This is a genomic window from Pantoea sp. At-9b, from assembly GCF_000175935.2.
Taxonomy (GTDB): Bacteria; Pseudomonadota; Gammaproteobacteria; order Enterobacterales; family Enterobacteriaceae; genus Pantoea.
In genome coordinates this window covers 297510-322641 of record NC_014837.1, presented here as the reverse complement: position 1 = coordinate 322641, position 25132 = coordinate 297510, and the positions used below count along the sequence as shown (strand labels likewise).

The following is a 25132-nucleotide window of genomic DNA, read 5'->3' as shown; positions in this document are numbered from 1 at the left end:
TTACGCCTCTCCTAAATAGGCACGGATCACGTCCGGGTTGTTACGAATCTCTTCCGGCGTGCCGTTGGCCAGCGGCGTTCCCTGATTGACCACATAGATGCGGTCAGAAATGCCCATCACCAGCTTCATATCATGTTCGATCAACAGCACCGACACCTTGTGCGTACCGCGCAGTTCGGCAATCAGTTCGTCCAGTTCATGCGTTTCTTTCGGGTTCAGACCGGCAGCCGGTTCATCCAACATCAGGATTTCCGGGCGCGTGACCATGCAGCGCGCAATCTCCAGACGACGTTGCTGACCATAAGCGAGGTTACCCGCCTGACGGTTCGCCAGCTCCAGCAGGCCGATACGCTCCAGCCAGGTGGCGGCACGATCCAGCGCTTCGCTTTCGCCTTTGCGGAACGCCGGGGTCTTAAATAACCCGGAGAACACGCCACTTTTCAGATGCTGATGTTGCGCTACCAGCAGGTTTTCAATCACCGTCATCTCACGGAACAGGCGCACGTGCTGGAAGGTACGCACAATGCCCATCCGCGCAATTTTCTGCCCCGGTAACCCGGCCAGATTCTGATCGCGCAGTTTGATGCTGCCGCCGGTAGGTTTGTAGAAACCGGTCAGGCAGTTGAACACCGTGGTTTTACCCGCGCCGTTCGGGCCAATCAGCGAGACGATTTCCTGCTCGCGCAGTTCCAGCGCCACGTTGTTGACCGCCAGCAGGCCACCAAAACGCATCATCAGGCCTTCTACGGCTAATAAAGGCTGACTCATGCCTGCTCTCCTGCTTTACCCTGTTTCAGTTTCAGCTGCGGACGTTTCATCGGCAGCAGCCCCTGCGGTCGCCAAATCATCATCAGCACCATTAAGCCACCCAGCACCAGCATGCTGTATTCGTTGAGGTCACGCATCAGCTCACGCGATACCACCAACAACACGGCGGCGAGGATGACCGCAAACTGCGATCCCATACCGCCCAGCACCACGATCGCCAGCACAAACGCCGACTCGACAAAGGTGAAGGATTCCGGGCTGACAAAGCCCTGACGCGCGGCAAACAACGTACCGGCAAAACCCGCAAAAGCAGCGCTGATGGTAAACGCCGTCAGCTTGATACGCGTCGGGCTGAGGCCGAGCGAACGGCAAGCGATTTCATCTTCACGCAGCGCTTCCCAGGCACGACCCAGCGGCATGCGCAGCAAGCGGTTGATGATAATCAGCGTCAGCACCACCAGCAGCAGCGCGACCAGGTAGAGGAAAATCACGCGGTCATTGGGATCGTATTTCATGCCGAACACCTCGTGGAAGGTGCCCCAGCCGCCCTCACTGACCTTACGCCCGAACTCCAGGCCGAAGAAGGTCGGTTTCGGGATCTGCGCGATACCGTTTGGACCGCCGGTAATCGCGGTGTTATTCAGCAGCAGGATACGGACGATTTCGCCAAAGCCGAGGGTAACAATCGCCAGATAGTCACCGCGCAAGCGCAACACCGGGAAGCCAAGCAACAAACCAAACGCCCCGGCCACCAGTCCCGCCAGCGGCAGGCTCTGCCAGAAACCAAAACCGTAATAGTGATTCAGCAAAGCAAAGGTATAGGCACCAATGGCGTAGAAGCCGCCATAGCCCAGCACCAACAGCCCCGACAACCCCACCACTACGTTCAGACCGAGGCCCAACATCACGTAGATCAGCGTCAGCGTGGCGATATCGACGCTGCCGCGCGAAACCAGGAACGGCCAAATCACCGCCGCCACAATCATCAACACCATGAGCAGCTTCTGCTTCGGTGTCGAACCATCAAAGCCCGGCAGCACCAGGCCATTGCCGCTGCGTTTGAATTTGCCGTGGAATAACGGGCGCAGCAACTGGAACAGAAATACCACGCCGCAACCGACAAAAATCCAGTTCCAGCGTACCGTCCCGGCATTCGATACCACCAGTTTGGTGCCATCAAGATCAAGGCGCATGCCCATAAAGAAGGTGGCAAGCACCAGCAACATCACCGTAGAGATAACGGCGTTAACCAGTCCGAGGCGCTTCATACTTTTTCCACCTCCGGACGGCCAAGGATACCGGTTGGCATCACCAGCAGCACCACAATCAGCAGCGCAAAGGAGACCACATCTTTATATTCGGTGGAGAGATAGGCAGAAGTCAGCGCTTCAGCAATACCCAGCACCAGGCCGCCAATCATCGCGCCTGGAATGCTGCCGATACCGCCCAGCACTGCGGCAGTAAAGGCTTTCATCCCGGCCATAAAGCCGATAAACGGGTTGATAGAGCCGTAGAACTGCCCGAGCAGCACGCCCGCTACCGCCGCCATCGCCGCACCAATCACAAAGGTCAGGGAAATCACGCGATCGGTATTGATACCCAGCAGGCTGGCCATTTTCAGGTCTTCTGCACAGGCACGGCAGGCACGTCCCATCCGTGAATAACGGATAAATACCGTCAGGGCCAACATGGCGATAAAGGTCACTACCCAGATCATTAACTGCATGGTGGAGAGCGTGGCAGCAAAGCCGTTGCTTTCACCTAACGTCCATTGCCCGGTGATCAGGCTCGGCAGCGCGAGGTCGCGCGAACCTTGCGTCAGGCTGACGTAGTTTTGCAGGAAGATCGACATCCCGATGGCGGAGATCAGCGCGATCAGGCGCTTGGAGGAACGCACGGGCTTATACGCCACACGTTCGATGCTCCAGCCGTAGGCGCTGGAGATAATGATCGCCATGACAAAACCGGCGGCAATCATCAGCCAGGTGGTGTCGATGCCCATCATCATCAGCGCGGCGATGACGATAAAGGAGACATAGCTACCGATCATGTACACCTCGCCGTGGGCGAAGTTGATCATGCCGATAATGCCGTAAACCATCGTGTACCCAATGGCGATCAGCGCGTAGGTGCTGCCCAGGGTCACTCCGTTGAACATCTGCTGGAGGAAATAGAGGAACTGCTCGGACATAACAAGTACCTTAGAAACACGTCCGTGATGGTAAATCGTTACCGCGACTGGCGGTAAATTAACCGGTTTGATTAAGGGCGGCCTGAAGGCCGCCCCTGCGATCGTGCTGGATGCAACGATTACTTGATCGCGGTTGATGAGCCGTCTTTATGCCATTTGAAGATGCCGAACTCGAAGCCTTTCAGGTCACCTTTCTGGTCCCAGCTCAGGTTGCCCATCACCGTCGGCACTGGCGCGCCTTCTTTCAGGTTCTTCGCGATCGCGTCAGGCTCGTCGCTCTTGCTACGCTCGATACCGGCCACCAGCGACTGAATCGCGGCATAAGTGGTCCAGACAAACGGACCGGTCGGATCTTTGCGGTTCGGTGCGGTATTGGCTTTGATGGCGTCCACAATCGCTTTGTTGTCCGGCAACTGGTCGTAGCGCTTCGGCAGCGTCACGTACAGACCTTCAGAAGCATCACCGGCAATGTTAGACAGTGAGGCATTGCCCACCCCTTCCGGTCCCATAAAGCCAGCATTCAGACCTGCTGCTTTGGCCTGACGCAGAATCTGGCCCAGCTCCGGGTAGTAACCACCGTAGTAAACGAAGTCGACGTTATCTTTCTTCAGACGGGCAATCAGGGTAGAGAAATCTTTATCGCCAGCGGTGATGCCTTCGAACAGCACCACGTTGCCGCCTTTGGCTTTCAGGGTTTTCTGCACGGATTCCGCCAGACCCTGGCCGTACTGCTGCTTGTCATGCACCACAGCGATACGTTTTGGTTTGATGGTGTCGAGGATGTAGTTTGCTGCCGTCGGGCCTTGATCGGAATCCAGGCCGGTGGTGCGCAGCACGTCAGCATAACCACGCGCGGTCAGTTCCGGTGCAGTCGCTGCCGGGGTAATCATCAGCACGCCTTCGTCGTTATAGATGTCAGACGCTGGCTGGGTAGAAGAGGAGCACAGGTGGCCGATAACGTATTTGATGCCGTCGTTCACAACTTTGTTGGCAACCGCTACCGCTTGTTTCGGGTCGCAGGCGTCGTCGTATTCTACGCCGACCAGTTTATCGCCGTTGACACCGCCTTTCGCGTTGATGTCCTTAATGGCCTGTGCCGCACCGGTAAATTGCATGTCGCCGTATTGGGCTACCGGGCCGGTTGCTGCGCCGACGATGGCAATTTTGATGTCTTTTGCCAGCGCCGCATGGCTCATCGCCAGCGCCACGCAGCCCGCCAATAATGCGCGTCCTTTACTCATTTTCATGCGAACTTCCCCATCTGTTGTGTCGTGTCTGTTGTGGTTTGGATTATTTTCTGCCAGTGAAAGAGGAAAACTGATTCTGGAATAATGAGTTAGCGCACTTTTCTGGCATTTATTGGTAATAAGGCTTTATTTTTCAGGTTATTAAACAGGAAGTTTCTTCTGTAAATCAACTGACATATTCAGTTATAGCCGGGTTGAACAGCAGAATCGTCTGGTTGTTATGGCCGTATTTTCGCCGACTTGCCAGCTAATTATGCTGGCTATTTAATCAACCATCGCCCTGTTCAACTATTATCCTGGCAAACAGGCTGTTGTTTGACCTATTTTCATCAAAAAAAAGTGACAGCGCTCTGACTGTCTAAATTCGCTACACTATGCCCTTTGCACTAGTACAGGTACGGGGAATGAAGCTCACTATTCAGCGCTTAACATCGTTGACGACGCAGGATCGAATCGACCTGACCAAAGTCTGGCCGGAGATCGATATTTCGCAACTGGAATCCCGGCTAAGCGAAACGCAGCGCATGTATGCCGCACGCTTTAATGATCGTCTGCTGGCAGCACTGCAACTGACCATTCAGGGCGTGCAGGGAAAAATTACGCATCTTCAGGTACGGGAAGTGACGCGCCGACGTGGTGTGGGGAAATATTTGCTGGAGGAGACGCTGGCACAGAACAGCGCACTGGCAGCGTGGTGGGTGGCCGATGATGGCGACGATGATCAGGCCGTGCGGGCGGCGTTTATGCAGGCTTGCGGCTTCCGCGCTCAGGCCGATGGCTGGACGCGCTAAATCGCAGGCATAAAAAAGGCGACTCGCTGAGTCGCCCTTTCTGACAGTGCCTTATCAGGCTTCAATCGCCATACGTAATTTCTTCATGGCGTTCTTTTCCAGCTGGCGTACACGCTCTGCGGAAACACCGTATTGATCGGCCAGTTCCTGCAACGTGGTTTTGTTCTCTTCATCCAGCCAGCGCGCACGGATGATGTGCTGACTACGCTCGTCCAGGCCCTGCATCGCGTCGGTCAGTTTGTCGGCGGCGTGTGCATCCCAGTTGTCCTCTTCAATACCGTCGGCAAAGTCAGAGGTTTTATCCTGCAGATACAGCACCGGAGCCATGGTCTTGCTTTCGCCGTTTTCGTCGTCAGCCGACATGTCGAAAGTCATATCCTGTGCCGCCATGCGCGATTCCATTTCACGCACATCTTTGCTGCTCACGCCCAGCTCGCGCGCTACCATCTCGACTTCATCCTGGTTAAACCAGCCCAGACGCTGCTTGGTTTTACGCAGGTTAAAGAACAGCTTACGCTGTGCTTTCGTGGTAGCGACCTTCACGATACGCCAGTTACGCAGTACGTATTCGTGAATCTCAGCTTTAATCCAGTGCACGGCAAACGACACCAGACGCACACCAACTTCAGGATTGAAGCGACGCACCGCCTTCATCAGGCCGATGTTCCCTTCCTGAATCAGGTCTGCCTGTGGCAAGCCGTAACCGGAATAGTTACGAGCGATATGAACAACAAAGCGCAGATGAGACAGGATCAGCGTCTTAGCCGCATCCAGATCGCCCTGGTAATGCAGCCGTTCAGCCAGCGCTTTTTCCTCTTCTGCCGACAGCATCGGCCAGACGTTGGCAGCCCGAATATACGATTCCAGGTTACCAAGAGGAGCAATAGCTAAAGTTTGCATTTCTTTGGTCATTCAAACCCTCACAAATTCAGTGGAATATTGCTGCACGTTCCCATGAGCAAACGATACATTACGTCAACGTTGCTGGAAATCTGAAAGCAATCTGTGCTACCCGAACTTAGAGATCCAAGTTATCCACAAGTTCCATTGTAACAGTGAATATTTTACACACAGATGACAGGAAGGGAAGCGGAGAAAAATCCTCTGCACCCGTTTGTCGGCAGCAGAGGACTATTATACCAAAAAAATGTGTCAGGCGTTTACTGGGGCGTAAATCGGCGTAAATGTTGTACCGTCGCCAGCCAGGCAGCAATCCAGCCGATGATGGCGGCAATCAACAGCAACAACAGCGCTTCATCCCAGGAAAAGCCTTCCAGATCAAAGCTGGTGCCAAACACCTGCGCCACCTGGGCGACCACCGATTGCAGACGCAGCACCAGCACCTCAGACAGGATCAGTGACAGCACCGCACCGCTGAAGCCCAGCATTGCTCCGCCATACAGGAACGGACGCAGAATAAAGCCGTCAGTGGCCCCCAGCAATTTCTGCACGTTGATGGTGTCACGGCGTGCAAAGATACTGAGGCGGACGCTGTTACCTATCACCAGGAATACCGCAACGACCATCAGCAAGCCAATGATCTCGGCAATTTGTCCCACCAGCCCGGACAACGCCGCCAGACGGGCAAACCAGCTATCGTCCATACGGACTTCATCCACGCCCTGCACTTTCGACACGCGATCACGCAGGCTCGCCAGCGTATCGGCACTCTGGAAATTCAGCTTCGGCGTGATAATCGCCACCGCCGGTAGCGGATTCTGCTCCAGCATATCCATCGCGCCGCCAAAACCAGACCAGTTGCGGAACTCGTTAAGCGCCTCTTCTCGCGTCAGATAATCGACATTTTTCACGCCATCCAACTGTTTCAGTTGCGTAGTAACGTTCTCTGCCGCCGTGTCATCCAGCGTTTTGGAGAGATACACCGTCAGCTGCGGTGCCGGATACCACTGGGTCGCCGCCTGACTGACGTTTTTCCACACCATATAGCAGACGCTGGGCAGCGTCAGCGAGATAGCAATCACCATCACCGTCAGCAACGTCGCCAACGGCTGACGCCACATGTCGGACAGCGTGCCGCGCAGCGCATAGCGCCACTGCTCCTGCCAGCCGCCCTTCAGCGCTTTGCTTTTCGAAGGCTGTTTCGCTTTCGGCGCGGGTGCGCGCTTATTGCGTTTATTGACCATCATGGCCTCCGTGCAGGCGTCCCTGATTGAGCGTCATCATGCGATAGTTACGACGGGCGATCAGGCCCATATCGTGGGTAGCCATCAGCACCGTCACACCCACGCGGTTAAACTCTTCAAACAGGCGCAGAATATCTTCCGACAGCGCTTCATCAAGGTTACCGGTCGGTTCATCCGCCAGCAGCACGGCGGGTTTATTCACCACTGCACGCGCAATGCCGACGCGCTGCTGTTCACCGCCAGAGAGCTGAATCGGGAAACTTTTCGCTTTGTCGAGCAGGCCTACTTTATCCAGCGCCGCCGAGACGCGACGACGAATATCCTCACCGCTGGCTCCCGAGATAATCAGCGGGATCGCCACGTTGTCATACACCGAACGATCCATCAGCAGGTGGTGATCCTGGAAGATCATGCCAATCTGACGACGCAAAAAGGGCACTTCGCTATTCCGCAGCCGGGAGATGTCGTGCCCACTGAACCAGATTTTCCCGGCGCTCGGGCGCTCAATACCACAAATCAGTTTCAGTAAGGTACTTTTCCCCGCGCCAGAGTGGCCGGTCAGAAACGCCATTTCGCCGGGGCGCAGATGAAAATCCACCCCCTGGAGCGCCTGACGTCCGCCCAGATATGCCTTACTGACCTCTTCAAAGCGAATCATCCCAATTAGTCCTCTCGGGCAAACAGTGCCTCAATAAAGTCTGCGGCCTTAAACGGCCGTAAATCCTCGATGCCTTCCCCGACACCGATATAACGAATCGGAATGCCAAACTGATCGGCAACCGAGAAGATCACACCACCTTTCGCGGTGCCATCCAGTTTTGTCAGGGTGATGCCGGTCAGGCCCACCGCTTCATGGAACAGTTTCGCCTGGCTGATGGCGTTCTGCCCGGTGCTGGCATCGATGGTCAGCATCACTTCATGCGGCGCATCTTCATCCAGTTTCTTCATCACGCGGGTGATTTTCTTCAGTTCTTCCATCAGGTGCGATTTGTTTTGCAGACGTCCGGCGGTATCGGCGATCAACACATCGACGTTACGCGCTTTCGCAGCCTGGATGGCGTCAAAAATCACTGACGCGGAATCCGCACCGGTATGCTGCGCGATAACCGGGATGTTGTTGCGCTGACCCCAGACCTGCAATTGCTCTACCGCAGCCGCACGGAAGGTATCGCCCGCCGCCAGCATCACGGATTTGCCTTCGGCCTGATACTGGCGCGCCAGCTTGCCGATGGTGGTGGTTTTACCGACCCCGTTGACCCCAACCATCAGGATAACAAACGGTGTTTTTCCGGAGACATCCAGCGGCGCATCCACTTTGTCGAGAATCCCGGCCATCTCGGTTTTCAACAGGCCATACAGCGCTTCCGCATCACGCAGTTGTTTGCGGTCTGCCTGCTGCGTCAGATTCGTGATGATGCGACGCGTGGTTTCAACCCCAACGTCCGCAATCAGCAACTGCTCTTCCAGTTCCTCAAACAGATCGTCATCGATTTTTTTGCCGCGGAACAGACTGATAAAGCCAGAACCCAGATTGGCACGGGTTTTTACCAGGCTGCGTTTCAGACGGGCAAAGAAGCCCTCTTTGGTGGGGCGCTCCTGCTCCTGCGCCACCATTGGGGCGGCGGCCAGTGGCAGATCGCTGACGGTATCCTCAACGACCTCCGGCTCCGCTTCGGGTGCGTCTTCTGCCAACGCCAACGCTTCCAGCTCTTCATCGCTGAGCGGGCTGTCTTCTTCGTCCTGCGTGGCTTCGGCTACCGGCTCAAGCTCCGGTTGCTGCTGCGTTTCTGGCAGGGCTTCTTCTGCGACAACAACCTCCGGCGCGGCAACCGGCTGCTCAGCCACCTGCTCGGTGACGGCAACGGTTTCTTCCGCCTGCGCTTCGGCGCGATCTAACGCGCTCTCTTCAACGGCTGGCTCCTGCGCCACCTCAGCGGGTTGTTGCTGCTCTTCGGCAGGCTGTTGCGTCTCTTCTTCTTTGCCAAAGCCTAGCCAGGAAAAAAAGCCGCGTTTTTTCTCTTTTGCCATTGTGTAACCACACTCCTCGATGGCTTATTCCCGGTAGCACGCTGTTCCCAGGGGATAAAAAAATTCAATTTGAAGGCTTCAGCCGCGAAAAAATCAGTGCATTACGCGCGCCATACCAACTCACTAGTCTAACACTTTCCAGCCAGCGCACCACAGCACCCTTTTTTACGTTTCTTCTGCCTTCCACGCCCGTTAAACTACGCAACAAATTATGACGAGTTGTGAGCAAAATGAGTAAATCCCCCCGCAGCAGCGGCGCTGCTGGTCAGATCCGCATCATTGGCGGTCAATGGCGCGGCCGTAAATTGCCGGTGCCCGACAGCGCTGGCCTACGTCCGACCACCGATCGGGTACGCGAAACCTTGTTTAACTGGCTGGCCCCGGATATTCAGCAGGCACGCTGCCTGGATTGCTTTGCCGGTAGCGGCGCGCTCGGCCTCGAAGCGCTGTCGCGCTTTGCCGCCTCTGCTACCCTGTTGGAACTGGAGCGCCCGGTCGCCCAGCAATTAATGCAAAACCTGCAAACGCTGCGTGCCAGCCATGGCAAGGTGGTGCAGACCAATACGCTGCAATGGCTGAGCCAGCCGGGCGAACCCTTTGACGTAGTGTTTGTCGATCCGCCGTTCCGCAAGGGGCTGTTGCAGGAGACGCTGGCGCTGCTGGAGCAAAACGGCTGGCTGGCGGCGGAAGCGCTGATCTACGTCGAAAGCGAAGTGGAACAGGGTGTACCGCCGGTGCCTGCGAGTTGGGATTTGTACCGCGAGAAAATTGCCGGACAGGTGGCTTATCGTTTATATCAACGCCAACAAGGAGATGCGTGATGTGGCTTAATCTGGGACGTTTATTAATGATCTGCGTCTGGGCCTTTTTGTTGTTAAATCTGGTCCAGCCGTTCCCCACCCCGCTACGCTATTTCGTGCATGTAGCGTTGTTCTTTATGGTGATTATGCATGGTTTGCAGCTGGTATTGCTGCGCGCCACGCAGCCAAAGGAAGCGCCAAAATTGGGACGTGCCACGCAATTAAAGATTTTCTTCTTTGGCGTGTTTGAACTGCTGGCGTGGCAAAAGAAACATTATCCCAAAGGATAATGTTTCTGCATGATCACTGTGCCGGGGTAAAACTGACAAAGCGGCTGCCCTGCATTTTCAGCTCGCCTTTCACCCCTTTATCCATCTGATGATAATCCCCGGCATTGATCACCAGCTTAAAATCTCCCGCCCCATTCAGCGGATGGAACCAGGCTTCATAACGCATATCTTCTCCGGCAATCACTTCACGCTGGCGCGAACGGCGATTGGGTGACGGATATTCTCGCTTGGTTTTGATTTCGACGCTCAGGGTTTGGATCGGGGAGGCATCGTTCACCGCCGTTTCACGGCGTTGCTTGATAAACTGACGGGTCGCCAAAACAGCAATAATCGCCAGTACGATAAAAAAGAGTAGCGGTGGTTTGCTCATGTTTTCTCTCGTGCTTTGCGTTAATGTCGGAAAGGTTAAGAGGGCCAAGCATACAACCAGAGTTGCCCGATTGTCACATTCACCGCCGGTAACTTACACTGGGATCGCGTTTTTGGGAAAATTCATCAGACTGGCGGACATCACGTCCAGAAAAGGGAGAAAACATGCTTTGGTCTTTCCTTGCCGTACTTTTTTCCGGTTGGCTCTATGTCGATGCAACTTACCGCGGCCCGCAGTGGCAGCGTTGGTTATTTAAACCCGTCACCCTGTTGCTGCTGGTGGCCTGGGCCTGGCAAGCGCCTACCTTTAACCCCACCGATTACCTGATTCTCGCAGGCCTGGTTGCCACACTGGTTGGCGATGCGTTGACGCTGCTGCCACGCCAGCAGATGCTGTATGCGCTGGGTGCTTTCTTTCTCTCGCATCTGCTCTACACCATCAGCTTTGCCGCACACATGACGGTCAGCTTCTTCTGGCCGGTGCCGCTCACGCTATTGATCATCGGCGTGATATTGATTGGCATCATCTGGACCAAGCTGGAAGAGTTACGCTGGCCGGTGTGTACCTTTATCGGCATGACGCTGGTGATGACCTGGATGGCGGCTGAAAACTACTTCTTCCGTCCGACGGATTACAGCTTCTCGCTGCTGGTCGGTGCCGGGCTGCTGCTGCTGGCAAATATCGTCTGGTTTATCACCCACTATCGCCGTCGTTTCCGCGCCGATAGCGCCATCGTTGCGGCCTGCTACTTTGCCGGTCATTTTATGATCGTGCGCTCTTTGTGGCTCAATTGAAGAAAAAGTCATCTTCCGCGCTTGACTCTGGAGTGCACTCCAGAGTGTAGCATCAGGGTACGGACCTTCGTCCGTCCCTGAATCCGGAGGTTACATGCATCAACATACCCACGCCTGCCGTTGTGGCAAAAGCCATAACAAACCGCAGCCGCTTTGCGGCATCAGCCGTGCACGCCCGGTGACGCTACAGATTTCCGCCGCACAGCCGGTGACGCCAGACAGCAACTGTAGCTGCTGCGATAACGGCAGTCCCGGCGGTGGCGACACCGACGAAGAGAGCGACAGGCCCGGCCCCAGCGCCCATCAATTCCGCTGGCAAATTGCCGGGATGGATTGCCCGAGCTGTGCACGCAAAATCGAAACCGCCGTACAAAAACTGCCACAGGTACGCAACGCCCGTGTCATCTTCGCCAGTGAGAAATTGGTGGTCGATGCCGAAAACGATATCCGTCCGGCGATTGAACAGGCGGTCAAAAGCGCCGGTTTCAGCCTGATCGCCGCCGATGTGCAAACCCAGCCCGCTCGCTTGCGGGAAAACGCCGGTTTGCTGCTGCTGGCACTGTTGATGCTTGCCAGCTGGCTGCTCAGCCTGACGTCCCCGCTGTGGGGCGATCGCTTGTTTGTCATCACCACCTTAGTCGGCCTGCTGCCGGTTGCCCGCAGCGCCTGGCGTCTGCTGCGCAGCGGTTCCCCTTTCAGCATCGAAACCCTGATGACGCTCGCCGCTGGCGGTGCGCTGGTGATTGGTGCACATGCCGAAGCCGCGATGGTTTTGCTGCTGTTTCAACTGGGCGAACGTCTGGAAGCCTATGCCGCCACGCGCGCCCGTCGCGGTGTGACCGCGCTGATGGCGTTGCGCCCCGATACCGCCACCCGCGTGCGCGGCGCACTGCGTGAGCAGGTGGCGCTGGCGGAGTTACGTCCCGGAGATGTGATTGAAGTCGCGGCGGGTGGCCGTTTGCCTGCCGATGGCGAGTTACTTGCCAGCGCCGCCAGCTTTGACGAAAGCGCATTAACTGGCGAATCAGTGCCGGTAGCACGCCAGCCTGGCGAGACGGTTATGGCCGGAGCCACCAGCGTCGATCGTCTGGTCAGGTTGCAGGTGATTTCTGAACCCGGCCACAGCGCCATCGACCGTATCCTGCAACTGATTGAGGAAGCGGAAAGCCATCGCGCACCGGTCGAGCGTTTTATCGATCGCTTCAGCCGTCTCTATACCCCGGCAATTATGCTGTTGGCATTGCTGGTGATGACGCTGCCGCCGCTGATCGCGGGCGCTGACTGGCTGCCGTGGATTTACAAAGGTTTGACGCTGCTGCTGATTGGTTGCCCGTGTGCGCTGGTGATTTCCACCCCGGCAGCGATTACCTCTGGTTTGGCGGCCGCAGCACGCCAGGGGGCGTTGATTAAAGGCGGTGCCGCACTGGAACGGCTCAGCCGCGTCAGCATGATGGCGTTCGATAAAACCGGCACCCTGACCGAAGGCAAGCCGCAGGTCTCCGATGTGCTGGCGTTTGGAGACGCACAGCCGGAAAGGTTGCTGGCGCTCAGTGCCGCGATTGAACAGGGTTCCAGCCATCCGCTGGCGCTGGCTATCGTCGCAGAAGCCACCCGGCAGCAGCTTTCCCTGCCGGTGGCATGTGATCAGCGCACGCTAACCGGTAGCGGCATCGAAGCGCAGATTGCGGGCATCCACTATCAGTTGCTGGCCCCGCGTGAAGTGAAAAACCTGCTGGAGGATCAGCTGCAAACCATCGCGCAGCTTGAGAACGGTGGCAAAACGGTGGTGGTCCTGTTACAGGACGCCCGTCCGCTTGGCGTGTTGGCGTTGCAGGATCAGTTACGTCGCGAAGCGGCCAGCGCGCTGGCAGAACTGCAACAACTCGGCATCCGCAGTCTGATGCTGACCGGTGATAACCCGCGCGCCGCCGCCGCGATTGCTGCGGAATTGCAGATTGATTATCGCGCCAGCCTGCTGCCTGCCGCTAAGGTCGCCGCGGTGCGTGAACTGGATGCACAGCAATCGCTGGCGATGATTGGCGATGGCATCAACGATGCGCCAGCGATGAAAGCAGCCACGCTGGGCATTGCAATGGGCAGCGGCACTGATGTGGCGCTGGAAGCAGCCGATGCGGCACTGACGCAAAACCGGCTGGCGATTCTGCCGCGTACCGTGGCGCTGGCACGCCGCACCCGCCGTATCATCCGCCAGAATATCGCGCTGGCGCTGGGGCTGAAGGCGTTATTCCTGGCCACCACGCTGCTCGGCTTTACCGGGTTATGGCTGGCGGTATTGGCGGATTCCGGTGCTACTGCGCTGGTCACCGCCAACGCGCTGCGACTGCTGCGTTCACGTTAAACAAGACGCGGATGCCTTCAGGCATCTGCGCCTTTCTGGATCAGGTACTGATACGGCAGACTGTCCGTCTGCTGCGCCAGCAAGGTATGTTCCATAAAGCGGCAAAAGCCGGGGATATCACGCGTGGTCGCCGGATCGTCAGCAATAATCAGCAGGGTTTCGCCCGCCTGCATCTGGCGCACGGTTTTACGCACCATCATCACCGGCTCCGGGCAGCGCAGGCCAAGGGCATCAAGGGTATGGTCCGGCGCGGAAAAGGGATCGCTCATGATTCTCTGTCTGTTTGCAAGGGAGGGCGCTCATTCTAGCGCGCTCAATCATCCGCGCAAGGCGATAACGATTGCGTTAATATTAACCATTGCATAAATCGCACAACGCGATAAGATGCCGCCGATTTTTTATTAACCACCGCAAAAAACTGCGGTACTGGGTTCCCTCACCCCAACACTAAAAAGGCTAAACATGATCGCTTTTTCTCCGCGTCAGCGCATGCATGCGCTGTTCTGGCTGTCTTTGTTTCATTTGCTGGTGATCACCTCCAGTAACTATCTGGTGCAGCTACCGGTGGCCATTTTTGGCTTCCACACCACCTGGGGTGCCTTCAGCTTTCCGTTTATTTTCCTCGCCACCGATCTCACCGTGCGTATTTTCGGCGCGCCGCTGGCCCGTCGTATTATTCTGGCGGTGATGGTGCCGGCGTTGTTTATCTCTTACATCGTTTCCTGCGTGTTTTATCAGGGCGAATGGCAGGGCTGGGCGTCACTGGAGCAGGTGAACCTGTTCGTGGCCCGTATCGCCAGCGCCAGCTTTATGGCCTATGCGTTAGGGCAGATTCTGGATGTACACGTGTTTAACCGTCTGCGCCGCCTGCCACAGTGGTGGATTGCGCCGGCTGCGGCGATGTTCCTCGGCAATATCAGCGATACCCTGGCGTTCTTCTTTATCGCTTTCTACAAAAGCCCGGACCCGTTTATGGCCCAGCACTGGGTGGAAATCGCGCTGGTGGATTACAGCTTCAAAGTGATGATCTGCATGCTCTTCTTCCTGCCGGCCTATGGCGTGCTGCTCAATGCGACGCTGAAGCGTCTGGCTGAGCGTTCGGCCCAACGTCAGCTCAATTTCGGTTAATTCTACGTAGTGCCCGCGTTGCACCCACGCTAAGATTTCCTGACAAACCGGCGGTTGCTTTTGACCGCCGATTCCGATTTGATAATCGCGGACTGGAATCTTGTTATAGGGAAAAGAATGCGTAACTTAGTGAAATATGCGGGCATTGGCCTGCTGGTGCTTGGCCTCGCGGCCTGTGACCAGAAAAAGGATGACGCGGCAACGGCTGACAACGGCAGCGCTGCCAGCCAGTCAACCCAGACGGTAAGTCTGCTGGACGGAAAACTGAGCTTCACCCTGCCTGCGGGCATGGCGGATAAGAGCGGTAAGCTTGGTACCGAATCCGCCAATATGCATGTCTATGCCGATCAGACCGGCGCGCGCGCAATTATCGTGATTGCCGGTGACCCGACCAATGAAGCGCTGGATGCGCTGTCACAGCGTCTGGAACAGCAGCAACGCAACCGCGACCCGCAGTTGCAGGTGGTATCGAACAAAGCGGTAACGCTGAGCGATCAACCGGCTCAGCAGCTGGATACCGTGATTTCTGCCAACCACCAGACCTCCTGGTCTTCGGTGATTCTGGCGAAAGTTGACGGCAAACTGCTGACTCTGCAAATCACCCTGCCAGCGGATAATCAGCAGCAGGCCCAGAGCGATGCAGATGCCATCGTGAAAAGCATTACGCTGAAATAGTTTTTGCGGCCTGTGGCCCTCGCCCCGGCCCTCTCCCGCAAGACGGGAGAGGGTGGCGTCCAGCGTTCCGTTACAATCTCACCGGCGAAATATGCCAGATCTCATCGGCGTACTCCTGAATGGTCCGATCCGCAGAGAAGTAGCCCATATTGGCGATGTTCAACGCCGCACGTCGCTGCCACTCATCCGGCTGACGATACAGTTTGTCCACCTTGTCCTGGGTATCCACATAACTGCGATAATCCGCCAACAATTGATAGTGGTCGCCAAAGTTCACCAGCGCATCAAACAGATTACGATAGCGGCCCGGGTCCTGTGGGCTGAACAGCCCGCTGGCAATTTGCGTCAGCGCCTGATGCAACTCCTCATCTTCTTCATAGTATTTACGTGGGTTGTAGCCATCTTTCCGCAATTGCTCAACCTGCGGCGTGGTGTTACCGAAGATAAAGATATTCTCCGCCCCCACATGCTCACGCATCTCGACGTTAGCACCATCCAGCGTACCAATGGTTAACGCCCCGTTGAGCGCAAACTTCATGTTGCTGGTGCCGGAAGCCTCCGTCCCCGCCGTGGAAATCTGCTCGGAGAGATCCGCCGCCGGAATAATGATCTGCGCCAGGCTAACGCCGTAGTTGGGGATAAACACCACCTTCAATTTGTTCTTCACGTCGGGATCATTGTTGATCACCTTCGCCACATCGTTGATCAGATGGATAATGTGCTTGGCCATGTAATAGGCCGAGGCAGCCTTACCGGCGAAAATATTCACGCGCGGCACCCAGTCGGCGGTGGGATCCGCCTTGATACGGTTGTAGCGGGTGATCACGTGCAGAACATTGAGCAGTTGGCGTTTGTACTCGTGGATACGCTTGATCTGCACATCAAACAACGCATGCGGGTCCAGCACGATATCAAGGTTTTTCGCCACCCAATCTGCCAGACGCTTTTTGTTGGCAAACTTGGCATCGGCGATCTGCTCGATAAACGCCGGGAAATCGATTTGCGGCGTCAGGTCACTCAGCTGGCTGAGATCGGTGCGCCAGGTGCGACCTATTGCCTCATCCAGCACCTCCGAGAGCGCCGGGTTAGCCAGCGCCAGCCAGCGGCGCGGCGTCACACCATTGGTTTTATTACAGAAGCGGCCTGGGAACAGGCGTGCAAAATCGGCAAACAGCGACTGCACCATCAGGTTGGAGTGCAGTTCAGACACGCCGTTGACCTTATGGCTGACCACTACCGCCAGCCACGCCATGCGTATCTTACGACCATTGTTCTCATCAATGATTGAGATACGCGACATCAGATCCCAGTCATCCGGGTAGTATTCCTGAATGGTTTTCAGGAAGTAGTCGTTGATTTCAAACACGATACTGAGATGGCGCGGCAGGATCTTGCCGATCATATCCACCGGCCAGGTTTCCAGCGCTTCGCTCATCAGCGTGTGGTTGGTGTAGGAGAACACCTGGCAGGTCACCTCAAACGCATCGTCCCAGGTAAATTTCTGCTCATCAATCAACAAACGCATCAGCTCTGGGATCGCCAGCACCGGATGGGTATCGTTGAGGTGGATGGCGATTTTGTCTGCCAGATTGTCCCAGGTCTGGTGCATCTGCCAGTGGCGGTTAAGGATGTCCTGTACCGTTGAGGAAACGAGGAAATATTCCTGGCGCAGACGCAGTTCGCGGCCCGAATAGGTGGAGTCATCGGGATAAAGCACACGCGATACGTTTTCCGAGTGGTTTTTATCTTCCACTGCGGCAAAGTAATCGCCCTGATTAAACTTACCAAGGTTGATTTCGTTACTGGCCTGCGCGCCCCACAACCGCAGCGTGTTGGTGGCATCGGTGTCAAAACCAGGCACGATCTGATCGTAAGCAATCGCCAGGATCTCTTCGGTTTCGATCCAGCGCACCCGGCTACCTTCGTGCTGCAAACGCCCGCCGAAGCGTACCTTGTAGCGGGTGTTAAATCGCTGGAATTCCCACGGGTTGCCGTATTCCAACCAGTAGTCCGGCGATTCGCGCTGTTGTCCGTCGACAATGTTCTGCTTGAACATGCCGTAGTCGTAACGAATGCCGTAGCCACGTCCCGGCAGGCCGAGGGTCGCCAGTGAATCGAGGAAACAGGCGGCAAGACGTCCCAGGCCACCGTTGCCGAGGCCGGGATCGTTCTCTTCTTCCATCAGTTCGCTGAGATCCAGTCCCATCTCGTCCAGCGCCTGATTGAGATCGTCATAAATCCCCATCGCCAACAGCGCATTGCCGAGGGTGCGGCCCATCAGAAACTCCATCGACAGGTAATACACCTGGCGTACATCCTGCGACAGTTGCGCGCGGCTGGAACGCAACCAGCGCTCCACCATACGATCGCGCACCGCCAGCAGCGCGGCGTTCAACCACTCATGCTTATTGGCGATCGAGGGGTCTTTGCCGATGGTGAACATCAGTTTATAGGCTATCGAGTGCTTCAGCGCATCAACCGTCAGGGTGGGTGAGGCATAGGTGAAAGGTGCGTTCATATCAAGTATCCCAATCTCTCATTACAGCAAACGTTGATAAAGATCGCGGTAGGCTTGTGCTGCCACCTGCCAACTAAAATCCATCCCCATCGCCTGACGCTGAACATAACGCCAGAGGGAAGGGCGGGACCAGAGTACAAAGGCACGCCGGATCGCTCTGAGCAACGACCAGGCATTACTGTCTTCAAAGCTGAAACCACTGGCGATACCATCGGCCAGGTTCTCCAGCGAACTGTCATTCACCGTATCCGCCAGACCGCCAGTACGACGTACCAGCGGCAGGGTGCCGTACTTCAGGCCATAAAGTTGTGTCAGGCCGCACGGTTCAAAACGGCTGGGCACCAGAATCACATCCGCACCCCCGACGATGCGGTGCGAGAACGCCTCGTGGTAACCGATCTGCACGCCGACGCTACCGGGATGCTCGGCAGCCGCCGCGAGAAATCCCTGCTGTAATTCGGCATCCCCCTGCCCCAGCAACACCAGCTGGCCGCCCTGCGCCAGCAATCCCGGCAAGGCTTCCAGCACCAAATCCAGCCCTTTTTGTCGGGTTAAGCGGCTGATCACGCAAAACACCGGCACTTTGTCATCCACCTTCAGGCCCATGGCAATTTGTAGCTGGCGCTTGTTCTCGGCTTTGCTCTCCAGCGTGTCCCGGTCGTAACGCGCGGTCAGCAGCAGATCATGTGCCGGGTCCCAAATCGCCGGGTCCACACCGTTCAGCACGCCACTTAACCGCCCTTCACGCAGCCGCTGTGTCAACAGCGCTTCCATGCCATAACCAAACTCCGGGCGGGTGATCTCCAGCGCGTAAGTCGGGCTGACCGCCGTAATATGATCGGCATAAAACAGGCCAGCCTTGAGATAAGAAATCTGGCCGTAGAACTCCAACCCATGCATGTTGAAGAAGGCGCGCGGTAGCTGAAGCTCCTCCATATGGCGCGCGGAGAACAGCCCCTGATACGCCAGGTTATGCACGGTAAACACCGATTTTGCCGGGCGGCCACGTGCCTCCAGATAGGCACAGGTCAACCCGGCATGCCAGTCATGCGCATGCACGATATCTGGCCGCCAAAAGGTATCCAGTCCGCAGGCGAGTTCACAGCCCATCCAGCCGAGCAGCGCAAAGCGCAGATAGTTATCGACGTAGGCAAACTGTGATTCGTCGTGGTACGGGCTGCCGGGACGTTCATACAATCCCGGCGCATCAATTAAATAAATGCCAACACCGTTAAAATGTCCAAAAAGTAAGCGAACAAACCCGGCAAAGGTTGGCAGCTCCGCCACCACTTCCGTATCCGGAATCCCTCTACGCAGGTCAGGATACGCGGGCAGCAACACACGCGTATCCGTACCACCGGCAATCTGTGCCTGCGGTAATGCGCCGACAACATCAGCCAACCCGCCGGTTTTCAACAGCGGGAATAGTTCTGAACAGACATGTAAAACCTGCATCCTGGACCCCTTTTGTGTTATCGCTCGCGTTCCACGCGTCGATTGTCTGTGTGCTTTTTCGTCATCGGGCGGCGGCACTCGCCAGTTTGGCTAACATGGTGCGCGTCACCAGCACGATGCCCTCTTCTGAACGGTAAAAACGGCGGCTGTCTTCATCGGGGTTTTCGCCAATCACAATGCCTTCCGGCAACACGCAGGCGCGATCGATCACGCAGCGGCGCAGACGACAGGAGCGGCCAACCACCACATCAGGCAGCAGTACCGAAGAATCGATGTTGCAAAAAGAGTTCACACGCACGCGCGGGAACAGCACCGAGTTCACCACCACCGAGCCGGAGATGATGCAGCCGCCGGAGACCAGCGAGTTCATCGTCATGCCGTGGCTGCCGGAACGATCCTGCACAAACTTCGCCGGTGGTAACGGCTCCATATGGGTTCGAATCGGCCAGGTGTGGTCATACATGTCCAGTTCCGGTGTGACGGAGGCCAAATCCAGATTGGCGCGCCAGTAGGCTTCGAGCGTCCCGACATCGCGCCAATAGGGTTCGGCGGCTTCGTCGCTTTGCACGCAGGACAGGGTGAAGGAGTGCGCGTAGGCGTCGCCGCTGGCCACAATTTTCGGCAGCAAATCTTTACCGAAATCGTGATTGGACTCAGGTAACTCAGCGTCTTCTTCCAGCAGCTGGTAGAGATAATCCGCGTTAAACACATAAATCCCCATGCTGGCCAGCGCTCTGCTGTCGTCACCCGGCATTGAGGGCGGTTTAGGCGGTTTTTCAACAAAATCGATCACGGTATTTTCGGCATCCACCGCCATCACGCCAAAAGCGGTCGCTTCCTCCAGTGGTACCGGTAAACAGGCGATGGTGCATTTGGCACCACGATCGACGTGGTCCAGTAGCATGCGCGAGTAATCCATTTTGTAGATATGATCCCCGGCGAGGATCACGATGTACTGGGCGTTATAACGACGAATGATGTCGAGGTTTTGTGTCACCGCATCCGCTGTACCGCGATACCAATGCTCGGTAGAGAAGCGCTGTTGTGCAGGCAGCAGATCGACAAACTCGTTCATCTCTTCGTTGAAAATCGACCAGCCACGCTGGATATGCTGCACCAGCGTGTGGGACTGATATTGCGTAATCACGCCAATGCGCCGGATACCCGAGTTGAGGCAATTGGAGAGCGCAAAGTCGATGATGCGGAACTTACCGCCAAAGTGCACCGCCGGTTTGGCGCGTTTGGCGGTCAGGTCTTTCAGGCGTGTGCCACGTCCTCCGGCGAGGATCAGGGCTACCGTCTGCGTAGGGAGCTGGCGCGCCAGCATCAGATGATCTGTTCTATCTAAATTTACCATGTCTGACTCCTTATGATTGTTTCAGGAACACACACACACCGTGTGCGGGCCCGTGCCAGACAGTTGTCAAAATGGGGTTATCTTCCCCGGCGAAAGGAGGAATGGCACGCCACTCTCCGTCTGGTAAGGCGAGGTCACTCACCGCATCCGTGGCGTTAATTGTTATTAACCAGCGGCCGGAGAGCAGGATCTGCATTCTGTGCGTCCCCTGTTCCCACTCCTCACTCTCCAGTGGTTTGCCGCTGGCATTGAACCACCGCACGTTGTTATCGCCCTCCTGCCACCAGCGGTCTGCGGTGAGCGCGGGGATGCGCTGACGCAGCTGGATTAACGCAGCAGTGAAGTCGACCAGTCCAGAATCATCCTGTTGCCAGTCAAGCCACGTGAGCGGGTTGTCCTGACAATACGCATTATTGTTGCCATGCTGGCTGTGACCACGTTCATCACCCGCCAACAGCATCGGCGTGCCCTGCGCCAACAGCAGCGTGGCGAGTAACGCGTGCACACTGAGCCGTCGCCGTTCGACAATATCGAAGCTGACATGCAACCCTTCATGGCCATGGTTATCGCTGAAGTTGCTGTTGCTGCCGTCGCGATTGTCTTCGCCGTTAGCCTGATTGTGTTTATGGTTGAAGCTCACCACATCACGCAGCGTAAAGCCGTCGTGCGCGGTGATCAGATTGATACTGGCGTGCGGCAGACGTGGCGCACGCTGAAAAACATCGCTGGAGGCAGCAAAGCGTCGGGCAAAGTCACCGTTGCTCAGCTCACCATGTAACCAGTAGCGCCGCGTTGCATCACGAAAGTGGTCATTCCACTCGGCAAACGTGGGCGGATAGTTACCGACCTGATAGCCGCCGGGACCGACATCCCAGGGTTCGGCGATCAGTTTTACTTTTGACAACAACGGGCAGGCTTTGATGGCAGCAAACAGCGGCGCATCCTGGCGAAACTCCGGCGTGCGGCCCAGCACCGAGGCGAGGTCAAAGCGAAAGCCGTCGACATGGCAATCGCGCACCCAATGGCGCAGCCCTTCCAGCACCCATTCCATCACCTGGGTATCGCTGAGATTCAGCGTATTACCGCAGCCGGTCCAGTTATGGTATTCGCCCTGCTCGTTAAGCCAGTAATAACTGGCATTATCAATGCCACGCATTGAAATCACCGGGCCGATCGCATCCAGTTCGGCGGTGTGGTTAAACACCACATCGAGGATCACCTCAATCCCCGCCGCATGCAGCCTTTTGACCGCCTGCTGAAACTCCTGCAACGGCGTCAGGCCGTCTTCGCCGGAGGCATAGCGCGGGTCCACCGCCCAAAGCGCCACTGGGTTATAGCCCCAGTAATTGCTCAGCCCCAGCCGCAGCAGACGCGGCTCGCTGGCAAAATGGGCAATCGGCAACAACTCCAGCGCGGTGACACCAAGATGGCGCAGATACTTCACCATAACAGGATGACCCAGCGCCGCATAAGTCCCGCGCAATCTTTCCGGAATTTCCGGATGTAACATGGTCAGCCCACGGACATGCGCTTCATAAATCACCGTTTTGCCCCACGGCGTCCGCGGAGGGCGATCCTCATCCCAGGCAAAATCCTCGGCGATGACCAGGGATTTGGGCGCAATGGCGGCATTATCCTGTTTATCCGGCGCGGTACTGCCGTTGAAAAAGCGTGGGTCGTCCGGCACATCGCCAACTACCGCTCTGGCACAGGGGTCAACCAGCAGTTTCTTCGGGTTAAAGCGATGTCCCTCGGCGGGTAGCCATGGGCCATGCACCCGGTAACCGTAACGCTGGCCCGGCTTCAGCCCGGGAAAATAGCCGTGCCAGATATCGCCACTGCGTTGTGGCAGCGGGAAGCGCCGTTCAACCCCATGCTGGTCAAACAGGCACAGCTCCACTTTTTCCGCATGACGGGAAAACAGCGTGAAGTTAACCCCATGACCATCATAATTTGCGCCCAGCGGTGCGGGCTGCCCGCTCTCCAGCATTATTCTCCCTCCCGCACCAACCAAACCGTCGCCAGCGGCGGCAGGGATAGACTGAGGGATTGCCCCCGACCGTGACTCGGGATGTCATCGGTATGTACCTGATGATTCCGCAGGTCGCTGCCGTGGTAGTCATGCTGGTCGGTATTCAGCACTTCTTGCCAGCGCCCCGCCTGATTGACGCCAAAGCGGTAATGGTGACGCGGCACCGGGGTGAAGTTGCTGACCACAATCACCTCATTGCCCGCGCGATCGCGCCGCACAAAGGCAAAGACAGAGTTTTCATGATCATCAACCACCAGCCATTCAAACCCCTGCGGGTCGAAATCCAGCTGATACAGCGGTGAATAGTGGCGGTAGGTATGGTTGAGATCGCGTACCAGCCGTTGTACGCCGTGATGCCAGTTATCCGCGCCTTCCAGCAGATGCCAGTCGAGGCTGGTGTCGTGGTTCCACTCTTTACCCTGCGCAAATTCACCGCCCATAAACAGCAGTTTCTTGCCGGGGAAGGCCCACATCCAACCGTAATAGGCACGCAGGTTGGCGAATTTCTGCCAAGGATCGCCCGGCATACGGTCGAGAATCGAGCGTTTGCCGTGTACCACTTCGTCATGTGACAGCGGCAATACGAAGTTTTCCGTGTAGTTGTAGAGCATGCCGAAGGTCATCAGCTGATGATGGTAGCGGCGATGCACCGGATCGTGTTTCATGTAATCCAGCGTGTCGTGCATCCAGCCCAGATTCCATTTGAACCAGAAGCCCAGCCCCCCCGCTTCCGGTGGGCGCGAGACGCCGGGATAGTCGGTTGATTCTTCCGCCACGGTGATGCTGCCAGGCGCTGCGCGCCCCAGCGTGCGGTTGGTGTAACGCAGGAAAGAGATAGCCTCAAGGTTATCGCGGCCCCCGTATTGATTGGGTATCCACTCCCCTTCAGCCCGGCTGTAATCGCGGTAGATCATTGATGCCACCGCATCCACGCGCAGCCCATCGATACCGAAACGCTCCAGCCAGTACAGCGCATTGCCGGAGAGGTAATTACTCACTTCACGGCGACCAAAGTTGTAGATCAGCGTGTTCCAGTCCTGATGGTAGCCTTCCCGTGGATCGCTGTGTTCATACAGCTCGGTGCCATCAAATTTCGCCAGCCCGAAGTCATCGCTGGGAAAATGGCCCGGTACCCAATCCAGCAGCACGTTGATACCGGCTGCATGCGCACTGGCAACGAATTCGCGGAACTCATCGCGGGTGCCAAAGCGACGGGTCGGCGCATACATGCCGAGCGGCTGATACCCCCAACTACCGTCAAACGGGTGCTCATTAATCGGCAACAGCTCAATATGGGTAAAACCCATCTCTTTGACATACGAGATCAACTGCTCCGACAGTTCCTTGTAGCTGAGCCAGAAGTTGTTCTCGGTATGTCGCCGCCAGGAACCGAGATGCACTTCGTAAATCGATATCGGCGCATCAAAGGCATTCGCCGCTTTACGCTCTGGTGTCATCTCGGTTTTCGGTGGCAGGCCACAGATCATTGAGGCGGTCTGCGGGCGCATCTGCGCTTCAAAGGCAAAGGGATCGGCTTTGATACGCAGATGGCCGAACGCATCAATGATTTCGAATTTGTACAGCTGGCCGTTGAAGGCTCCGGGGACAAACAACTCCCAGATGCCAAGCTCACGACGGAAGCGCATCGGATGGCGGCGTCCATCCCAATAGTTAAATTCCCCCACCACCGACACCCGGCGGGCATTGGGTGCCCAGACGGAGAAACGCGTCCCGCTGACGCCATCAAGGGTCATGCCATGCGCGCCCAACGTTTCATACGGACGTAAATGGGTGCCCTCGGCCAGCAACCAGGCATCCATCTCCTCCAGCAACGGCCCGAAACGGTAGGCATCATCAATCAGATTCTGCTGGCCATGCCAGTTAACCGCCAGTTGATAGCGAAACAGGTTTTTGCGGCGGGGGATCACGCCACTGAAGAAGCCGCGTGAGTCAAAACATTCCAACTGAGCGCATTTACGCCCGGTGTTGGTTTCAATCACCCACACCTCTGACGCGTCGGGCAGCAAGGCCCGGACCTCCAGACCTTCTGCGGTCTGGTGCATTCCCAGCAGGGAAAAGGGATCGGAATAATTACCCGCAAACAGGGCATTGATCGCCTGGCGATCGGGAAGCTCTGACATGATTTCTTCCTGTGACATTTGGCAGGCGAACTGCGTCAGACGTG

22 protein-coding genes are annotated in these 25132 nt (G+C 56.6%); 7 read left to right on the top strand and 15 right to left on the bottom strand.

Annotation, left to right across the window (positions count from 1 at the left end; genetic code table 11):
* The 4 genes from livG to PAT9B_RS01375 all read right to left on the bottom strand — a co-directional run bounded on the left by livG (position 1) and on the right by PAT9B_RS01375 (position 4206).
* A complete protein-coding gene (gene livG, locus PAT9B_RS01390; protein ID WP_013507459.1) occupies positions 1–768 on the bottom strand; it encodes a high-affinity branched-chain amino acid ABC transporter ATP-binding protein LivG in 768 nt (255 codons plus the stop codon).
* Positions 765–2036, bottom strand: coding sequence for a high-affinity branched-chain amino acid ABC transporter permease LivM (locus PAT9B_RS01385; RefSeq protein WP_013507458.1), 1272 nt, complete (start codon positions 2034–2036; stop codon positions 765–767). Before PAT9B_RS01385 ends, livG begins: the two co-directional genes overlap by 4 nt.
* The gene (gene livH / locus PAT9B_RS01380; RefSeq protein WP_013507457.1) at positions 2033–2959 is read right to left on the bottom strand and encodes a high-affinity branched-chain amino acid ABC transporter permease LivH; all 927 of its coding nucleotides are present in this window, start codon (positions 2957–2959) and stop codon (positions 2033–2035) included. Before livH ends, PAT9B_RS01385 begins: the two co-directional genes overlap by 4 nt.
* Before the next feature lie 119 nt (positions 2960–3078).
* The gene (locus tag PAT9B_RS01375; protein ID WP_013507456.1) at positions 3079–4206 is read right to left on the bottom strand and encodes a branched-chain amino acid ABC transporter substrate-binding protein; all 1128 of its coding nucleotides are present in this window, start codon (positions 4204–4206) and stop codon (positions 3079–3081) included.
* A 404-nt stretch (positions 4207–4610) separates the two neighbouring features.
* Between PAT9B_RS01375 and panM the strand changes: the two genes are divergently transcribed.
* The gene (gene panM, locus PAT9B_RS01370) at positions 4611–4997 is read left to right on the top strand and encodes an aspartate 1-decarboxylase autocleavage activator PanM (protein WP_013507455.1); all 387 of its coding nucleotides are present in this window, start codon (positions 4611–4613) and stop codon (positions 4995–4997) included.
* Between the two features lie 54 nt (positions 4998–5051).
* On the opposite strand, the gene rpoH is transcribed toward panM, so the two are convergent.
* The 4 genes from rpoH to ftsY form a co-directional block, all read right to left on the bottom strand.
* A complete protein-coding gene (gene rpoH / locus PAT9B_RS01365) occupies positions 5052–5909 on the bottom strand; it encodes an RNA polymerase sigma factor RpoH (RefSeq protein WP_013507454.1) in 858 nt (285 codons plus the stop codon).
* A gap of 248 nt (positions 5910–6157) precedes the next feature.
* Entirely contained in the window at positions 6158–7141 is a 984-nt protein-coding gene (ftsX, locus tag PAT9B_RS01360) for a permease-like cell division protein FtsX (RefSeq protein WP_013507453.1), read from the bottom strand.
* Positions 7131–7799: a cell division ATP-binding protein FtsE gene (gene ftsE, locus PAT9B_RS01355; protein ID WP_013507452.1), complete on the bottom strand. Its 669-nt coding sequence runs from the start codon at positions 7797–7799 to the stop codon at positions 7131–7133. The genes ftsX and ftsE overlap by 11 nt, the downstream gene beginning before the upstream one ends.
* A 5-nt stretch (positions 7800–7804) precedes the next feature.
* Positions 7805–9169 (bottom strand): signal recognition particle-docking protein FtsY, encoded by a 1365-nt coding sequence (ftsY, locus tag PAT9B_RS01350; RefSeq protein ID WP_013507451.1) that lies wholly within the window; start codon positions 9167–9169, stop codon positions 7805–7807.
* Positions 9170–9399: 230 nt separating this feature from the next.
* Here ftsY and rsmD point away from each other — a divergent pair, with 230 nt between their 5' ends.
* Positions 9400–9990 (top strand): 16S rRNA (guanine(966)-N(2))-methyltransferase, encoded by a 591-nt coding sequence (gene rsmD, locus PAT9B_RS01345; RefSeq protein ID WP_013507450.1) that lies wholly within the window; start codon positions 9400–9402, stop codon positions 9988–9990.
* Positions 9990–10259, top strand: a complete 270-nt coding sequence (locus tag PAT9B_RS01340; protein WP_013507449.1) for a DUF1145 family protein — start codon at positions 9990–9992, stop codon at positions 10257–10259. Before rsmD ends, PAT9B_RS01340 begins: the two co-directional genes overlap by 1 nt.
* A gap of 13 nt (positions 10260–10272) precedes the next feature.
* On the opposite strand, the gene PAT9B_RS01335 is transcribed toward PAT9B_RS01340, so the two are convergent.
* Positions 10273–10629, bottom strand: a complete 357-nt coding sequence (locus PAT9B_RS01335) for a DUF2500 domain-containing protein (RefSeq protein WP_013507448.1) — start codon at positions 10627–10629, stop codon at positions 10273–10275.
* 164 nt (positions 10630–10793) lie between these two features.
* Here PAT9B_RS01335 and PAT9B_RS01330 point away from each other — a divergent pair, with 164 nt between their 5' ends.
* Positions 10794–11423 carry a lysoplasmalogenase gene (locus PAT9B_RS01330; RefSeq protein WP_013507447.1) on the top strand — a complete coding sequence of 210 codons (630 nt, stop codon included), beginning with the start codon at positions 10794–10796 and terminating at the stop codon, positions 11421–11423.
* 94 nt (positions 11424–11517) lie between these two features.
* The gene (locus tag PAT9B_RS01325; protein ID WP_013507446.1) at positions 11518–13782 is read left to right on the top strand and encodes a zinc/cadmium/mercury/lead-transporting ATPase; all 2265 of its coding nucleotides are present in this window, start codon (positions 11518–11520) and stop codon (positions 13780–13782) included.
* A 17-nt stretch (positions 13783–13799) separates the two neighbouring features.
* Here PAT9B_RS01325 and tusA read toward each other — a convergent pair whose 3' ends face one another.
* Positions 13800–14051, bottom strand: coding sequence for a sulfurtransferase TusA (tusA, locus tag PAT9B_RS01320; RefSeq protein ID WP_013507445.1), 252 nt, complete (start codon positions 14049–14051; stop codon positions 13800–13802).
* A gap of 193 nt (positions 14052–14244) precedes the next feature.
* Between tusA and PAT9B_RS01315 the strand changes: the two genes are divergently transcribed.
* On the top strand, positions 14245–14910 hold the full coding sequence (locus tag PAT9B_RS01315) for a 7-cyano-7-deazaguanine/7-aminomethyl-7-deazaguanine transporter (protein WP_013507444.1): 666 nt from the start codon (positions 14245–14247) through the stop codon (positions 14908–14910).
* A gap of 117 nt (positions 14911–15027) precedes the next feature.
* Entirely contained in the window at positions 15028–15585 is a 558-nt protein-coding gene (locus PAT9B_RS01310) for a DcrB family lipoprotein (protein WP_013507443.1), read from the top strand.
* Between the two features lie 70 nt (positions 15586–15655).
* On the opposite strand, the gene glgP is transcribed toward PAT9B_RS01310, so the two are convergent.
* The 5 genes from glgP to glgB form a co-directional block, all read right to left on the bottom strand.
* On the bottom strand, positions 15656–18103 hold the full coding sequence (glgP, locus tag PAT9B_RS01305) for a glycogen phosphorylase (RefSeq protein WP_013507442.1): 2448 nt from the start codon (positions 18101–18103) through the stop codon (positions 15656–15658).
* Positions 18104–18124: 21 nt separating this feature from the next.
* Positions 18125–19558 (bottom strand): glycogen synthase GlgA, encoded by a 1434-nt coding sequence (gene glgA, locus PAT9B_RS01300; RefSeq protein ID WP_013507441.1) that lies wholly within the window; start codon positions 19556–19558, stop codon positions 18125–18127.
* A 61-nt stretch (positions 19559–19619) separates the two neighbouring features.
* Complete coding sequence (glgC, locus tag PAT9B_RS01295; RefSeq protein ID WP_013507440.1) at positions 19620–20915, bottom strand: glucose-1-phosphate adenylyltransferase; 1296 nt, start codon at positions 20913–20915, stop codon at positions 19620–19622.
* A 10-nt stretch (positions 20916–20925) separates the two neighbouring features.
* Complete coding sequence (gene glgX, locus PAT9B_RS01290) at positions 20926–22905, bottom strand: glycogen debranching protein GlgX (RefSeq protein WP_013507439.1); 1980 nt, start codon at positions 22903–22905, stop codon at positions 20926–20928.
* Positions 22905–25088, bottom strand: coding sequence for a 1,4-alpha-glucan branching enzyme (glgB, locus tag PAT9B_RS01285; RefSeq protein WP_013507438.1), 2184 nt, complete (start codon positions 25086–25088; stop codon positions 22905–22907). Before glgB ends, glgX begins: the two co-directional genes overlap by 1 nt.
* Positions 25089–25132 lie beyond the last annotated feature (44 nt).

Excerpts from the sequence above, each read along its gene's own strand:
- livG (WP_013507459.1), bottom strand. The coding sequence starts at position 768 with ATGAGTCAGCCTTTATTAGCCGTAGAAGGCCTGATGATGCGTTTTGGT.
- PAT9B_RS01385 (WP_013507458.1), bottom strand. The coding sequence starts at position 2,036 with ATGAAGCGCCTCGGACTGGTTAACGCCGTTATCTCTACGGTGATGTTG.
- livH (WP_013507457.1), bottom strand. The coding sequence starts at position 2,959 with ATGTCCGAGCAGTTCCTCTATTTCCTCCAGCAGATGTTCAACGGAGTG.
- PAT9B_RS01375 (WP_013507456.1), bottom strand. The coding sequence starts at position 4,206 with ATGAAAATGAGTAAAGGACGCGCATTATTGGCGGGCTGCGTGGCGCTG.
- panM (WP_013507455.1), top strand. The coding sequence starts at position 4,611 with ATGAAGCTCACTATTCAGCGCTTAACATCGTTGACGACGCAGGATCGA.
- rpoH (WP_013507454.1), bottom strand. The coding sequence starts at position 5,909 with ATGACCAAAGAAATGCAAACTTTAGCTATTGCTCCTCTTGGTAACCTG.
- ftsX (WP_013507453.1), bottom strand. The coding sequence starts at position 7,141 with ATGGTCAATAAACGCAATAAGCGCGCACCCGCGCCGAAAGCGAAACAG.
- ftsE (WP_013507452.1), bottom strand. The coding sequence starts at position 7,799 with ATGATTCGCTTTGAAGAGGTCAGTAAGGCATATCTGGGCGGACGTCAG.
- ftsY (WP_013507451.1), bottom strand. The coding sequence starts at position 9,169 with ATGGCAAAAGAGAAAAAACGCGGCTTTTTTTCCTGGCTAGGCTTTGGC.
- rsmD (WP_013507450.1), top strand. The coding sequence starts at position 9,400 with ATGAGTAAATCCCCCCGCAGCAGCGGCGCTGCTGGTCAGATCCGCATC.
- PAT9B_RS01340 (WP_013507449.1), top strand. The coding sequence starts at position 9,990 with ATGTGGCTTAATCTGGGACGTTTATTAATGATCTGCGTCTGGGCCTTT.
- PAT9B_RS01335 (WP_013507448.1), bottom strand. The coding sequence starts at position 10,629 with ATGAGCAAACCACCGCTACTCTTTTTTATCGTACTGGCGATTATTGCT.
- PAT9B_RS01330 (WP_013507447.1), top strand. The coding sequence starts at position 10,794 with ATGCTTTGGTCTTTCCTTGCCGTACTTTTTTCCGGTTGGCTCTATGTC.
- PAT9B_RS01325 (WP_013507446.1), top strand. The coding sequence starts at position 11,518 with ATGCATCAACATACCCACGCCTGCCGTTGTGGCAAAAGCCATAACAAA.
- tusA (WP_013507445.1), bottom strand. The coding sequence starts at position 14,051 with ATGAGCGATCCCTTTTCCGCGCCGGACCATACCCTTGATGCCCTTGGC.
- PAT9B_RS01315 (WP_013507444.1), top strand. The coding sequence starts at position 14,245 with ATGATCGCTTTTTCTCCGCGTCAGCGCATGCATGCGCTGTTCTGGCTG.
- PAT9B_RS01310 (WP_013507443.1), top strand. The coding sequence starts at position 15,028 with ATGCGTAACTTAGTGAAATATGCGGGCATTGGCCTGCTGGTGCTTGGC.
- glgP (WP_013507442.1), bottom strand. The coding sequence starts at position 18,103 with ATGAACGCACCTTTCACCTATGCCTCACCCACCCTGACGGTTGATGCG.
- glgA (WP_013507441.1), bottom strand. The coding sequence starts at position 19,558 with ATGCAGGTTTTACATGTCTGTTCAGAACTATTCCCGCTGTTGAAAACC.
- glgC (WP_013507440.1), bottom strand. The coding sequence starts at position 20,915 with ATGGTAAATTTAGATAGAACAGATCATCTGATGCTGGCGCGCCAGCTC.
- glgX (WP_013507439.1), bottom strand. The coding sequence starts at position 22,905 with ATGCTGGAGAGCGGGCAGCCCGCACCGCTGGGCGCAAATTATGATGGT.
- glgB (WP_013507438.1), bottom strand. The coding sequence starts at position 25,088 with ATGTCAGAGCTTCCCGATCGCCAGGCGATCAATGCCCTGTTTGCGGGT.